Below are 14,163 nucleotides of genomic sequence, written 5' to 3' on the forward strand. Positions count from 1 at the left end.
CTTATGCCCCCCCTAACCATGTTGGAAATCCGGGAAGCGAACCATCCAGCAGATTCACATATAAGTAATACACACCATAAGAGAAGCAAGCTGCAATCAGCAAGGAAACCCATACTCTCCCCTTTTGCATCGTTTGAAAACCAATCATAAGGAACAGGAACGTGGAGATCACGAACCCGATATCTTCAAGGAAATAGGCATATAAGACAGCCGCGATGAAAATAATGAGAAATCGTTTGTAATCCAAGTCTTCTTTGCCCTTCTCAGCACGCTGCCTGCGGAACGTCTCATAAATAAGACGCAAACTCATCAAAGACAAGAACGAGCCCAAAATCATCGGAAAGATATTAGCACCTACATTACTACCATAAGCACTAGTTGAAATACCTAAGGAACCAATCACAAAGGCAAGACCAATCGCGAAAAAGGCGATACCTGCATAACGATCAAACGTTGTATTCATTTCTCTGCCTCCTACCCCACTAAGGGCAAGGGAGAAGAGGTCATCTTCTCCCTTGTCTCGTTAGGTTTTATTTCTGCATACCAAGCGCTGTCAGCATATCTTTCAATTGTGTTTCTTGCTGGCCCAAGAAAGCTTTGAAATCATCTGCTTTCTTATAATCCGACTCCCAGCTGTTCGCTTGCATTTCTTTTTTCCAAGCATCGGAATCTACCATTTTCTTAATCGTATCTTCCCAGTATTTTTTTGCATCTGCTGACATGTCCTTCGGTCCGAAGAAACCGCGCCAAATCAGGAATTCGGCATCAACGCCTTGTTCCTTCATCGTCGGAACATCTTTCAGGCTGCCACCAAGGCGGGCAGGTGCTGCAACAGCAAGTATGCGGATTTTTCCAGCTTTCACGTATTGATCTAAGGAAGAAGCATCTGTACCTAAGACATCAGCATTACCGCCAAGCAACGCAGTTACGGCTTCACCGCCACCGTCATAGGACACGTATTTCACTTTTTTCGGGTCAATCCCAAATTTGAACGCGGGTAGAATCGATACCAAGTGATCCATGGAACCAGGTGCCGAACCGCCCGCAACCGTTAGCTTCGTAGGATCTGCTTTCATATCAGCTAGCAAGGACTTCAGATCTTTGTATTTCGAATTGGCTGCTACCGCGACAGCGCCGTAATCTTTGGTCAGTTGTGCTAACGGCGTCGTATCATTGTAGCCGTAAGGTGTGTTTCCTTCTTTTTTCAAATGATTAATAAGGATTGGTGGCGAACTCACGAACAGCTTGTAGTTATCTTTGATATCTTTAGTCGCGTATTCCGCCATAAATACAGTACCGCCACCACCTGGTTTATTTTCAACTGAAACGGGCTTATCGACTGCTTTTGTTTCCGTTAATACTTTAGCGATGGTACGTGCAGTCATATCCCAGCCGCCGCCAGCACCAGATGGAGCGATAATGCTAAGTGCTTTTTCTGGATAATTGGATTTCGCAGCTGCTGGAGCTGATGACGTTGATGACGTTGATGACGTTGATAACGATGATGGTTTCGCTGAATTGCTTCCGCAAGCGGACAAACTAACTGCAAGCAAGCTAATAGCTGTTACTTTCCAAGATGCTGAAAAAAGTTGTTTTATCAAATGAAACCCCTCCATGTTTGGTTTTAATTTATCAATGTATCCGCTTTCTTTGAAGCGCTTTCAGAATAACACCCCCTGTGCCTATTGGGAAGTTTATGGCGATTAGTTGTAATAACGGCGTTTTGACCATTTTGTTCATATTGTTCACGGATCTGGAGACCCTATAATCATCAAAATGAGAACGCTTTATGTTACAATACCAAACACATACATTCTTCTAAATTAACCAAAAATGGGAGGCTGCGTGGAAAATGAGGCTTCATACCAAGCTTATCCTCATTATTTGTTCGTTCCTTTCCATCGTCATCATCAGTTTGGGCAGTATATTTGATTACATGATGACCACAGCACTAGAGGATCAAATCGGGACTCGTGCCTTAAAGGTGGCTGAAACCGTTGCTAATATGTCTGATATTCGTATGGCTTTTCAAACTTCGGATCCATCCAAGATCATCCAGCCTCTCGTCGAAAAGGTAAGAGATCAAATCGATGCCGAGTATATCGTTGTCGGGAACCGCGAAGGCATTCGCTACTCACACCCGCTCCCTGAACGAATTGGGCAAGAAATGGTCGGCGGGGACAACGGTCCTGTTCTTGCAGGACAATCGATCATCTCCAAGGCCATCGGCTCACTTGGCCCTTCACTTCGCGGTAAAGCGCCTCTGTTTGATGATCAAGGCAATGTCATCGGCATTGTATCCGTTGGATTTCTTACGAAAGATATCAACTCGATTACCTATACTTATCAGTCGCGAATCGAGCTCATTTCTCTCATCGTCCTAGTCGTTGGCCTGATCGGCTCCGTCCTTATCGCACGTAATGTTCGAAGCTCCATACATGGACTTGAGCCTAAGGAAATCGGTGAGCTGTATACCGAGAAACAAGCCATTCTGCAAACGATCCGTGAGGGAATTATCGCGGTAAACCGAGATGGCATCATCACAATGGCAAACCGTTATGCTTTGCAGCTTATGCAGCTGCCCCTCAGTGCGAAAATTACAGGCAGACACATTGAAGATGTGATCCCGAACACGCGATTGCATGAAGTGGTACGTACGGGCGAAGCCGAATTTGACCATGAAATGCTGATCGGCGATCATGATGTCATCGTCAATCGTGTGCCGATTGTGAGCCGAAAACACGGTGTTACTGGTGCCGTTTCAAGCTTTCGAAGTAAATCCGAGCTCTACCGGTTGGCCGAGGAGCTGTCTCAGGTGAAACGCTTCGCTGAAGCACTGCGCGCTCAGACGCATGAATTCTCCAATAAGCTGTATGTCATCTCTGGACTCATCCAATTGGAATCGTATCAAGAAGCTGTCGATCTCATCTCCAAGGAATCAGACGTGCACCAGAACTGGGTGCAGTTCATCATGACCGAAATCCCTGATCCCATGATTGGGGGGCTGTTGATTGGCAAATTCAATCATGCACAGGAGTTGAAGCTAACTTTTGAAATTGACCGTGAAAGCTCATTTCGAGATATTCCTCCGGAAATCGACCGAAATTTACTCGTCACCATCATCGGCAACTTGATTGACAATGCCATGGAAGCAGTTCTGGCCGTTGAGGTACAACAAACGCCCTATGTAAAATTATTTTTAACCGATCTGGGCGAGGATTTGATTATCGAATGCGAGGACTGCGGCGTTGGCATTCCCGATGAGTTAGGCAATGCCGTATTTGAGAAAGGATTCTCAACTAAAGCAGGTGAACATCGCGGCATCGGTTTAGCCTTAGTCCAGCACGCTGTCCATAAGCTTAACGGGTATATCACTTTCCATAAAAACCCGGAATGCGGCACACTCTTCACCGTCGCTATACCGAAACATCCGATGTCCACAGAAAGGAGTTCAATCTCTGATGATGGAACACCAACAACCGAACATTGAAGTTTTGATTATCGAAGATGATGTGAAGATCGCCGAAATAAACCGAAGGTTTATTGAAAAAGTAGACGGCTTTCACGTTGTCGGTATCGCTACAGACGATGTTCAAGCCAAGGAACAGCTAGACATTTTACGGCCAAATTTAGTTCTGTTGGATATTTACATTCCTGGTTCCAATGGCTTGGAGTTGCTCTCCTATATTCGTCAACATTTCCGAGATACCGACGTCATTATGATCACGGCTGCCAAAGAAGCCGAGGCTATACGGGAAGCCGTTCGCAGCGGAGCGTTTGATTATATTATGAAACCACTTGTTTTCAATCGGCTGCAGGAAACGCTCCTGCGTTATCTAGACTTCCATAGCGAGTTGAATCGGCTTCATCATACGGGCTCTATTAATCAAAGCGATGTCGATCGCCTCATTTTGGGAACGAGTAAAAAAGATTCCCGCGCTGAGATTGCGTATCTCCCTAAAGGCATCGACAAATTAACGCTAGTCAAAATCGTTCAGGCGATTTCTACCGCGGCAGACGGGATGACTGCGGATCAAATCGCCAAAGAAATAGGCGTCAGTCGTTCGACTGGACGCCGGTATTTGGAGCATCTAGTCTCCTCGGGCGAAGTTTTCGCCGATCTGACTTATGGCGTCGTGGGTCGCCCTGAGAGAGTGTATCGTAAACGGGAGTCGTGATGTGACCTGCCCCTTTGATTGATATATTCGTATTCTAAGGTTGACCAACTATATCTGGTAAAAATGCCATTGAAGTTTTCTAAAATAATAAAGCGATCCGAGTTAAGGATCGCTTTTGCTTTTTCACACAGTCAAAAAGGCTATTTACACGCTAGGTCCAGCTAAGCGAATACCCTCACTTACATCATCAAACTTTTCGAAGTTTTTTGCAAAGCGAGTCGCCAAGTCTGAAGCCTTTAAATCAAAGGCGGCCTTATTTTCCCACGTGTTTTTGGGGATAAGAATGTCATTTGGAACTCCTTGAATATGACTGGGCACCGAAAACCCAAAAATAGGATCTTGGTTATATTCGGCTTGTTCAATACTCCCGTTAATCGCGGCCGTAACCATTGCTCTTGTATGAGCAAGATTCATTCTTTTACCAGTGCCGTATGCCCCTCCAGACCATCCTGTGTTCACTAGATAAACGCGTACACGATGCTTTTCGATGTTCTTACCTAATAGTTCCGCATACACGCTAGGACGAAGTGGAAGGAAAGGGGCTCCGAAACAAGCTGAGAACGTAACTTCTGGTTCTGTAACTCCGCGCTCAGTCCCTGCCAATTTCGACGTATAGCCAGAAAGAAAGTGATACATGGCCTGATCTTTATTTAGCTTAGCAATAGGAGGAAGCACACCTGAAGCATCCGCTGTCAAAAATAATATCACTTCCGGATGTCCTCCAAGACTTGGAATCCTGGCACCAGAAATATATTCAATCGGATAAGCGGCACGAGTGTTTTCCGTAATCGAGTTATCGTTATAGTCCGTTTTCCCGGTATTAGCTTCCAGAACCACATTCTCTAACACAGAACCGAATCGAATAGCCTCCCAAATTTGAGGCTCCTTCTCTCTAGAAAGGCCAATACATTTGGCATAACATCCGCCCTCAAAGTTAAATACTCCGGTTTCTGTCCAGCCATGCTCATCATCTCCAATTAAATGACGATCAGGATCTGCTGACAGTGTGGTTTTCCCCGTGCCTGAAAGTCCAAAGAAAAGCGCCACATCACCATTCACACCAATATTGGAAGAGCAATGCATTGGAAATATCCCTTTAAAGGGATATACATAGTTAAGAACGCTGAATATCGACTTTTTCATTTCACCAGCATATTCCGTGCCACCAATCAGAACTACTTTCTTTTCAAAAGAGATAGCAATAAATGTATCCGATCGTATTCCGTCAATTGAGGGATTCGCTTTTAGCCCCGGAGCAGCCAGAATTGTAAACTCTGCTGAATGCGTTGTCAATTCTTCCTCTGTTGGACGAATAAATAGTTGATGAACGAACAGATTATGCCATGCATACTCATTAACGATTCGAATTGGCAACCGATAATTGGGATCAGTACCAGCAAAACCATCGAATACAAAAAGCTCACGATCGTTTAAGTAGTCCAATACTTTTTCATATAGTTTATCGAAACTAGCCTGGGACATCTCTTGATTTACAGATCCCCAAGCAATATGATCAGCGACAGACGGTTCATAAACGATATACTTATCTTTCGGAGAACGTCCTGTAAATTTACCAGTGGAAACACTAAACGCACCGTTCGCGGCTAATACACCTTCTTCACGAGCTATTGCCTTTTCCACAAGTCTAGGAACAGATAATTGATAATGAACCGATTCCCTTGCTAGTACTTCTTCTAACTGACGACGATTCGTGTTAGTCATCTTCATAAGCTGTCGCCCTCCTTTTCTTCAATGGCATTCATGAAAAGCTGCCTCGAAGATTACATCCCAGCAAAATCCGATATCTGATCCATAATGGTGATGCTTCCAGTTCCACCACACATCGGCACTTGCCTGTCCGTCTAATGTTCCCTTACCGGTAAGTACAATATTCCTTGCACGGCATGTGAACACCTGAATTCCCCTTATATCGTTTTTTGTGATACACGCTTCAGTTTTATCGAATCAGGTGCTTTGCATAATAATTGCCCGAACAAGGAAGCGAGGAGTTGTTGAAAAAGCATACACATAATAACAGGCATTGCGACAGGCGGCGGAAAAAACGAAATGGCCAGCACGGCACCAGCGCTATTATTTCTCATCCCGGTATTAAACACCATGGTAACCATGATATCACGGTCCCACTTTAGCCATCTGGCGATCAGCCAACCAATCAGATAACCAGATGAAGCCATGACGACAATCACACAAGCTGTCAGGACCAATTTACTGTCAATTTTCGTGAAATATGGTGCCACCACAGCGCTGTTAATCGCAATGGTGAAGGCCAACCCTATTTTAGAGAAGGGCGATAAGGGGCGCCCCCATTTCTCCTTCACCTTTCCTTGCGAAAGTTGATTTAGCAGCATACCCAATAAGGACGGAAGGACGATCATAAAGAAAAGGCCTTTCATCATACCAAACACATCCATCTTCACTTGTACGCCGAGAAACGCATCCATCGTAAAAGGAACGAGAAACGGCGATAATAGGGTATCAATCAAAATAACCGATAACGTTAGCGCAATATTCCCCTTAAAGATGGAAACCCACATGAAACTTACGACACCAGTAGGAATGACGACCATTAGAATTAGTCCCGTTCTCAGATACACATCATCATGAAAAAATACATTGCCGATGATCCATGCTATAGCAGGCATCAACACATGCAGAGCAAGCAGTGAGACGAAAATCGGGAAAGGCTGTATTAATACCCTTTTTAAATCTTTAAAGTTCATACTTAAGCTGCCTGTAAATGTCATAAAGCCGAAGATCCATGGTACTAAGTAAGTAAAGGACTTTAACCATACTGTCAAAATAATTCCTAGAATAACACTCGTTGGAGTAATCAGCGGAAGCCATTTCTCCAGGCTCTTGTTTAATTTATGCAGCATTGGATTCTCTCCTAACTTGACTTTAAAGCTCTGAAAGCTTAACCTCGGTATACGCCATAATCAACGGTGCTACGCCATGTCCATTGTTACTCACGATGATTTCGTTTTCGGTATAGTACTTAAAGGTCCCATCACGAACCTTGCCTGTATCCGGATTTGTGCCAAGTCCTGCACTTCTACAGATTCCACCAAGCAGCACTTCTCCATCCTCCTCACGGAGATATTGCTGGACAGTAGCGTCAAAGGCAGACTTCCCGCGCTCAGCGTATTCGGTAGCAAGATAGCCAAGGCGCGAACCTTTCAACATCGCATAAGCCAGCATCAAGGTCCCGCTAGATTCTAAATAATTCCCTGGCCGATCTCCCATATCAACGATCTGATACCACATACCCCCGCTATGCTGGTAAGGTAACATACCGTCTAGCGTTTCCTGCAACATCATGTTCAGAGGCTCGCTGTTCACCTGTTCATCTTCCAGAAGTTCAAGTACGTCCACCAAGGCCATCACCAACCAGCCTACAGCACGCCCCCAGACATTCGGAGACATGCCCGTCGTTTTGTCGCACCAAAACATCTCTCTACTCTCGTCATAAGCATGGTAGTATAGACGATTTTCTTCATTAAAAATAAACTTTTTTACATTTAAAAATTGATGTATGGTATCGGAATAATCCTTCTTTTCCTCAAATTCCTTGATGTAACGAACCAAAAATGGTTGTCCCATGTAAAGTCCATCCAACCAAATTTGGTTTGGATAATTTTCTTTATGCCAGAAGCTTCCTGACGCTGTTCTTGGATAGGTTTTCAACTGCTCATAGATCAAATCAAGCACATGCTTATATTTGGGATCATTCTCTCTTTGGTATAAGTCAAAAAGAATAGTCGCTGGTCTGATTTGATCAATACTATAATAACGCACATCAATGGCCGGGATACTGCCATTCTCATCATACAGACGGTCGATGAAGCTTTTGACGAACAGGTAAAAGTCTTCATTACCCGATTGCTTATAGCTGTCCATATACGATTTGAGAATACAGTTCTCAATATAATGCCAACGCAGGGAAAACCATTTCCCTTCACTTTCCATATAGTGATCTCTAAGTTGATCCAGCATTTGATACGTCATATGTTTCATCTCCCAAATGGTTAACATGGTTAACTTAGGTGTCCCGATATTGGCCAGGTGTCATGCCTGTCAGCTTTCGAAAAGTCCGGATAAAACCCGTAGAATTGGCATAATTCAGCCGCTCCGCAATTTCCGAAATCTTCATATCTGTCTCTTTCAACCATTTCTTCGCCATGTTAACCCGATAGTTGGTTAAATAATCAATAAAAGTAACACCGATCTCTTTCTTAAAAACACGACTGACATAAACAGGATGATATTTGAGCTGAGCAGCACACGATTCAAGTGTAATATCCTGCTCGAATCCTTCATGAATCATTGTAAGCATTTGATGCGCGAGGTTGATATATTGCGAATCTGCCCGTCCTTTGAAGAAGGCGAGTGCTGGCGGCAGCAATTCGGTCTTAAACCAAGACGTAATTTCTTGTACCGTGTTCAACTTCATAAAAGAATGAAGCACGGATTTCGAATCAATTAAGCCTTCCAATTTACCGCCTTGCTGCTGGACTAAGCCATGAATCTCCGTAATCAGTTCAATCATCACGAATTGAAAATCGTTAAACCGGATCTCTCTTTCCATGATCAACGCAACGTATTTATCAAAATGTTCAAACGTAGATGTGGAATCACCCGTTTTTAATGCGTTTACGAAATAATCTTCCAAATAATTCAGCGAGGCTGCCAGATGTTTGCTGTTCTCATGAACCGTTTCAATATCATCATAATGAATGATGATATCATTCCCCAGACGAATCCTTCGCTTCAGCGCTTCCAAAGCCTCTGCATGTGCATTCATGGCATCCGTGTATCGGGAAAATACGCGACTGATACCGATGCTGACTTTCAGCTGAAGCAGCTCGTGCACCTTATCTTTAATTTCCTCCGCCGCTTGGTGAAAACTCACTTGCAGTTCCTGCAGATCTTCGACATCCCCAGTAAGCAGGGATACCTGAGACTGATCCAGCAATAAGGAACCAAGCAAACGATTAGCTGGCAAAAGCTCACTGACAATGTTATGAATAGCAAATAACAGCAATTCCTTATCGCTTTCCATGTATCTTGTATCCTGAAGGGAATCGATCTGCAGCGCAATCACACCCATGGGCTTCCCTTTTTCCGCGAAGCCATAGGTTTCACACTTGAAAGCAAATTCGCTCTCCGTCACCTGTCCCATGAACAGTTTCAACAGGAAGAACTCTTTCATCTGTCCCGTTTGACCTTGAAGCTGCTGTTGAAACTGCTTCCGTGTCCGGAATAACGCATTAAATCTATCCTCGATATAAGCAAACTCATCTTTCCTGCGAGACTCTGTCGTTTCACCGCCGAACTGTTCCATCGTCTGAAATAAACGTCGGATCGGAGAATACATCCGTCTGCTCACGTAGAATGCGGCAGATGCAATCACAAGGAAGACAATCAAGCAGACATTAATTGTAACGAGTGCAATCTTCTTGGATTCCATCGTCACTTGACCAATGGAAACGACGGAAGCATAAATCCAACTATTGGACGATACTCGGTAATTCACAGCTGTATTTTTGCCTTCATAATAGCCGTTAGCATCTGTCACTTTTTTCAAAGGCTCCAGGATCGAATCGGAAATATAATCTGCTCCCGCGTTACTTAAGAAGGGGATGTGCTCGCGGTTCAGTACATAGATGTCTCCCAACTGCTTCGTTTGGGCTAACCCTTTTTCCAATTCCGTCTTCGACATTTCTATGATCAGTAATGCCTTCGGAGCTGCCGAAGGAGCAATCATTGGGAGCTTTACAATCATCCGAACCCCATATTCATCTGCTAACCAGAATAAATTTTTGGGATTTTTTGCGTAATCTTGCAAAAGGTTTTTATCGGAATAATCCGCCGTATGGGTGAATCCTAAATTGCTGATCATCCAGTCCTTTTCCAGGTTAATGAGGTGGGTGTCAGCTACGCCCGATAAAGAGTGCAAGTTATATAAACCCTTGGCAAGGCTTGTAATCGTTTGGAAATCATCCTGTGTCAACGCATTGTAGAGGTTGTCTGTTACAAGCGGTGAGTTTAAATATTGCACGGCACCCATTTCTACATTTTTCAATACTTGCTCAATTCTCATCTGGTTCTGCAGCAAAATTTGAGAATTGCTTTCTTTAACCTTTTTCTCTATATCTTGGGAGGAAATATGATAAGAAATCATTCCGATTGTCGTGACTGGAATGGCAACCAGCAACATAGCGAATAGGATCATGCGATATAAATAGGTGGGCAATGTTATTCCTCACTTCTGTTTACTTTCGTTTCAATGACCCTTATTATATCAAAACCAGCCGTCCGGTGTGAATGTGCGGACGGCTGCTTGCATGCTTACTTCTTGGTTTGCGAGGTACGGTCCTGAAGTTGATGAACAGATACGTTCCCCCAGCTTAGATCGTCCACGCGATATTTGTTGATTTGATCCCAGTCAAGCTCCATACCTAGACCGGGTAAGTCACGGCCTGGAACAAGAAGATATCCCTTCTCGTATTGCACTGGACTTTTAACAATATCGCCAATATACAATTCAGGTCCAGTCGGATCTGATGTATAGTTTAAATTTACTAGAGAACTTCCCAGATGTGCCATAGCGGCTGTACCTACAGACAGCTCCTGCGTTGTGCCGATCAAGCAGGATTTGCCAGCGACTTCCGCAGCAGCAGCCGCTTTCCTAGCAGCGGTAATTCCACCGATAAAAATAGGTGATATGTTGAAGATATCCACCGAATCGTGCTTAATCATTTCGGACTGCTGACGGAAGCTCCATACATGCTCACTTACAGGGTATTCCGTGTTCATTCGGTAATGATGAAGTCCCTCGAAATCATTCTGAACCGCTGGGCTCTCCACCATTTGGAAATCATATTGCGACAATCGCTTCGTGGCCTTCAACGCCGATTTCCAGTCCAATAAATGGCTGAAGTCCAGCGATTTAATCGTAACTTTCGATCCAAATTCCTGCTTTACGCCAGCCAAAAATGCTTCATCGGCATCTAAGTTTTTTCCAACATAGAGTCGGAATGTATCAAAGCCTTTACTCAGTCTCTCGCGGACAATCGCCAAATTTTCTTCTACCTCTTCCATAAAGCGATGTCTGAAAATTGGATAGCAGACTTTAATTTTCTCTTTGATTCTGCCGCCAATAAATTCAGCTACGGAAATACCTAGCGATTTCGCACAAAGATCGTGTAATGCCGCATCAATTCCGTTACGGATAAAGTTACCCTTTTCATAATAAAACATCGTTTCTGGAAAATTGCTGAGCAGCTCCTTATTGAGCAGTGAAATATCAAATGGGCTCTGGCCTAATAGAATGGACTTGAGCACCACAGCCATGTCCTGAATGTCTAATGAATAATGAGGAAGATGAGAGAAGTCCGACATTTCACCAATACCTGTTAATCCGTTATCCGCATCAATCTCCACGATGACATGCTTGCAGACAAACCCTGTATTACGCGGCATTGCGATAACCGTAAGTCTAAGATCTGAAATTTTCATGTTGTTAGCAGCCCCCATGCGTTTAGTAAATTCGTTACTTCCTTCTTATCCGCTTCATTCAAAGGATCTACAGGTTCGCGCGTAACGCCGGCACGAAGTCCCAACTGTTCCATCGCTTCCTTTACAGCAACCACATTGTTACCTGCATGATATTTGGCACGCAAGTTCTCGAAAGGCAGAACATCTTCCCACAGTCTCCACACAGTAGGCCAATCTTGATCGCGTAATGCTTGCAGCATCCCCTGCGAGATGCTGGGATTTACATTGATTAAGCCCGATGTAAATCCTTTTGCGCCTGCATTGTAGAAGAAAGGTGCCCACTTTTCAGCTGTCCCGCAGATCCAGGCGATGTTGTAGTCAGCGCTGATCTTGCGCACCGTTTCGGTAAAACGCGGAAGATCGTTGATCGCATACTTCACACCCACGCATTTATCCAACGGTGCTAAGCTAAACAAGATATCGTCCGAAACATGAGCATCTTTCAAATAAAGGATGGACGGAATATCCAAGCTTTCAATCACATTACGGTAATAGGACACCGCACCAGGCGTCGTGATATAAGGATGAATGGGCTGATGGATCATCACGCAATCCGCTCCAACCTGCTGGGCGTGCTTACCAAGCTCTACAGCGGTTTCAACGGAATATCCGATTCCAGCCATAACAATAGCACGATGATTTACGATTTCAACGACCCGTTTGGTCACTTCCTTGGCTTCTTCCAGCGTTAACGCATAGAATTCGCCCGTGTTTCCGCAGGGCACAATCACTTCGGTACCATTTGCCAGCAAGAACTCGATATTCGCTTCCAGTCCTTCCCAATCAATACGGCGCGTCTCTTCATCAAAAGGTGTAATATTGATAGCTGAAATCGTTTCCAGCCTTTTACTGAATGCAGCATAATCCATCTGAGTTCTCTTCCTTTCGTTTCGTTCCCACGACTATGGTGTAATCACGACCGTTTTGACCTGTGTGAAAAACTCGATTGCTGCTCTTCCCTGTTCACGAGAATAGGAGCTGGATAGCTTCATCCCGCCAAATGGAGCCTGCGGTTCCACACCAGCGGTTTCACCGTTCACCTTGATCAGGCCTGCCTCGATACGATTCACAAAGTGATGAACATGCTTTTGGTTTTGTGTAAAAATAGCAGCTGCTAATCCGTAACGAACGCTATTAGCCAGATCGATCGCATGATCAAGATGATCGGCCTCGTTAATCACTAAGACCGGACCGAAAATTTCCTCTTGTGCGAGCGTGGATTGCGGGTCGACACGATCTAGAATCGTAGGTTCGATATAGTACCCTTTAGCAAATTCGGCTTCCGTCTTCGCTTTACCGCCAGCAAGAACTTGGGCTCCTTCTTGGATACCAATTTGGATAAATTCCAGAATCGACTCGTATTGGCGTTTGGACACAACAGGTCCAAGGTAACAGTCATTTTCCTGCGGATTGGACAATTTAATGCGATTCGCTCGCTCGATCAATAAGGAGGTCAATTGTTCCTTCACAGACTTCTCGACGATAACACGGCTAGTCGCCGTGCACTTTTGGCCAGCAGATCGCATGGCAGCGCTAATGATGACATCAGCCGCTTTCTCCAGATCGGCGTCCGCAAGCACAATGGTCGCGTTCTTCCCGCCCATCTCCAATTGATATTTCGCATGACGGGACGATGCGGCTTGCGAAACTTGCTTGCCGACAGCATCTGAGCCCGTGAATGAGATTCCCGTCACATCAGGATGATCTAGAATACGCTGTCCGACAACGGAACCTGAGCCGCTAACTAGCTGGATTACACCTTGCGGGAAGCCGCTCTCTTCCAAGAGCTGCATGAGCTTGGCTGCCGTAATGGTAGAATGCTCTGCAGGCTTCCATACAACGGTATTACCGAATATTAAAGCTGGAGCCATCTTCCATACGGGAATGGCAACAGGAAAATTCCAAGGTGTGATCAGACCTACGACGCCAAGTGGTACCCTCGTCGTGTATAAGTGGGATACACCGTCCGTGGAAGGCAATACCTCGCCAATGCCGCGTAGTCCCTCACCTGCGTAATACCGGAACAGTACGACAGCACGATTGACTTCACCTCTCGCTTCTCCGATTGGTTTACCCATCTCTGCTGTGAGAAGCTGTGCCAACTCTTCTAGATGATCCTCAATCTTCTGTGCAGCCTTAAACAAATGAGCTGCTCTTTGTGTACCTGACAAGCTTGACCAATTTGGAAGCGCTTTCTTAGCACTCGCAACGGCTAAGTCAACGTCTTCCTTGCTCAATTGGAGGCTCCGTCCTACTAACAACTCCGTATTTAGGGGACTGTAATGATCCTTAGAAGGGTGGCTGCCGGGTTCTACCCAGCAGCCATTGATATACGCGGTTTTTTCGATGACATTTACATTTGTAAGCATGTACTCACTCCGTCTCTCAGACTCTATATTTATGGATC

The 14,163-nt window shown here is 44.8% G+C and carries 11 protein-coding genes; 2 read left to right on the forward strand and 9 right to left on the reverse strand.

What is annotated here, in order from left to right; all coding sequences use genetic code 11:
- Position 1: 1 nt before the first annotated feature.
- Together L6I86_RS07830 and L6I86_RS07835 are read right to left on the reverse strand one after the other, a co-directional pair.
- Positions 2–463, reverse strand: a complete 462-nt coding sequence (locus L6I86_RS07830) for a tripartite tricarboxylate transporter TctB family protein (RefSeq protein WP_236286002.1) — start codon at positions 461–463, stop codon at positions 2–4.
- 67 nt (positions 464–530) lie between these two features.
- Positions 531–1,601 (reverse strand): tripartite tricarboxylate transporter substrate binding protein, encoded by a 1,071-nt coding sequence (locus L6I86_RS07835; protein WP_236286003.1) that lies wholly within the window; start codon positions 1,599–1,601, stop codon positions 531–533.
- Positions 1,602–1,852: 251 nt separating this feature from the next.
- Between L6I86_RS07835 and L6I86_RS07840 the strand changes: the two genes are divergently transcribed.
- Together L6I86_RS07840 and L6I86_RS07845 are read left to right on the forward strand one after the other, a co-directional pair.
- The gene (locus L6I86_RS07840; RefSeq protein ID WP_236286004.1) at positions 1,853–3,490 is read left to right on the forward strand and encodes an ATP-binding protein; all 1,638 of its coding nucleotides are present in this window, start codon (positions 1,853–1,855) and stop codon (positions 3,488–3,490) included.
- Complete coding sequence (locus L6I86_RS07845; protein ID WP_236286005.1) at positions 3,462–4,178, forward strand: response regulator; 717 nt, start codon at positions 3,462–3,464, stop codon at positions 4,176–4,178. The genes L6I86_RS07840 and L6I86_RS07845 overlap by 29 nt, the downstream gene beginning before the upstream one ends.
- 144 nt (positions 4,179–4,322) lie before the next feature.
- On the opposite strand, the gene pckA is transcribed toward L6I86_RS07845, so the two are convergent.
- From pckA to L6I86_RS07880, 7 genes are all read right to left on the reverse strand, one after another.
- Complete coding sequence (gene pckA, locus L6I86_RS07850) at positions 4,323–5,906, reverse strand: phosphoenolpyruvate carboxykinase (ATP) (RefSeq protein ID WP_420851855.1); 1,584 nt, start codon at positions 5,904–5,906, stop codon at positions 4,323–4,325.
- 197 nt (positions 5,907–6,103) lie between these two features.
- Complete coding sequence (locus L6I86_RS07855; protein ID WP_236286006.1) at positions 6,104–7,075, reverse strand: bile acid:sodium symporter family protein; 972 nt, start codon at positions 7,073–7,075, stop codon at positions 6,104–6,106.
- A gap of 22 nt (positions 7,076–7,097) precedes the next feature.
- Complete coding sequence (locus tag L6I86_RS07860; RefSeq protein WP_236286007.1) at positions 7,098–8,204, reverse strand: glycoside hydrolase family 88/105 protein; 1,107 nt, start codon at positions 8,202–8,204, stop codon at positions 7,098–7,100.
- A gap of 34 nt (positions 8,205–8,238) precedes the next feature.
- A complete protein-coding gene (locus L6I86_RS07865; RefSeq protein WP_236286008.1) occupies positions 8,239–10,452 on the reverse strand; it encodes an AraC family transcriptional regulator in 2,214 nt (737 codons plus the stop codon).
- A 95-nt stretch (positions 10,453–10,547) separates the two neighbouring features.
- Entirely contained in the window at positions 10,548–11,717 is a 1,170-nt protein-coding gene (locus L6I86_RS07870; RefSeq protein WP_236286009.1) for a mandelate racemase/muconate lactonizing enzyme family protein, read from the reverse strand.
- Complete coding sequence (locus L6I86_RS07875) at positions 11,714–12,625, reverse strand: dihydrodipicolinate synthase family protein (protein ID WP_236286010.1); 912 nt, start codon at positions 12,623–12,625, stop codon at positions 11,714–11,716. The genes L6I86_RS07870 and L6I86_RS07875 overlap by 4 nt, the downstream gene beginning before the upstream one ends.
- Before the next feature lie 33 nt (positions 12,626–12,658).
- Positions 12,659–14,125 (reverse strand): aldehyde dehydrogenase family protein, encoded by a 1,467-nt coding sequence (locus L6I86_RS07880; protein WP_236286011.1) that lies wholly within the window; start codon positions 14,123–14,125, stop codon positions 12,659–12,661.
- Positions 14,126–14,163: the final 38 nt, after the last annotated feature.

Source organism: Paenibacillus allorhizoplanae, from assembly GCF_927798215.1.
GTDB lineage: Bacteria > Bacillota > Bacilli > Paenibacillales > NBRC-103111 > Paenibacillus_E > Paenibacillus_E allorhizoplanae.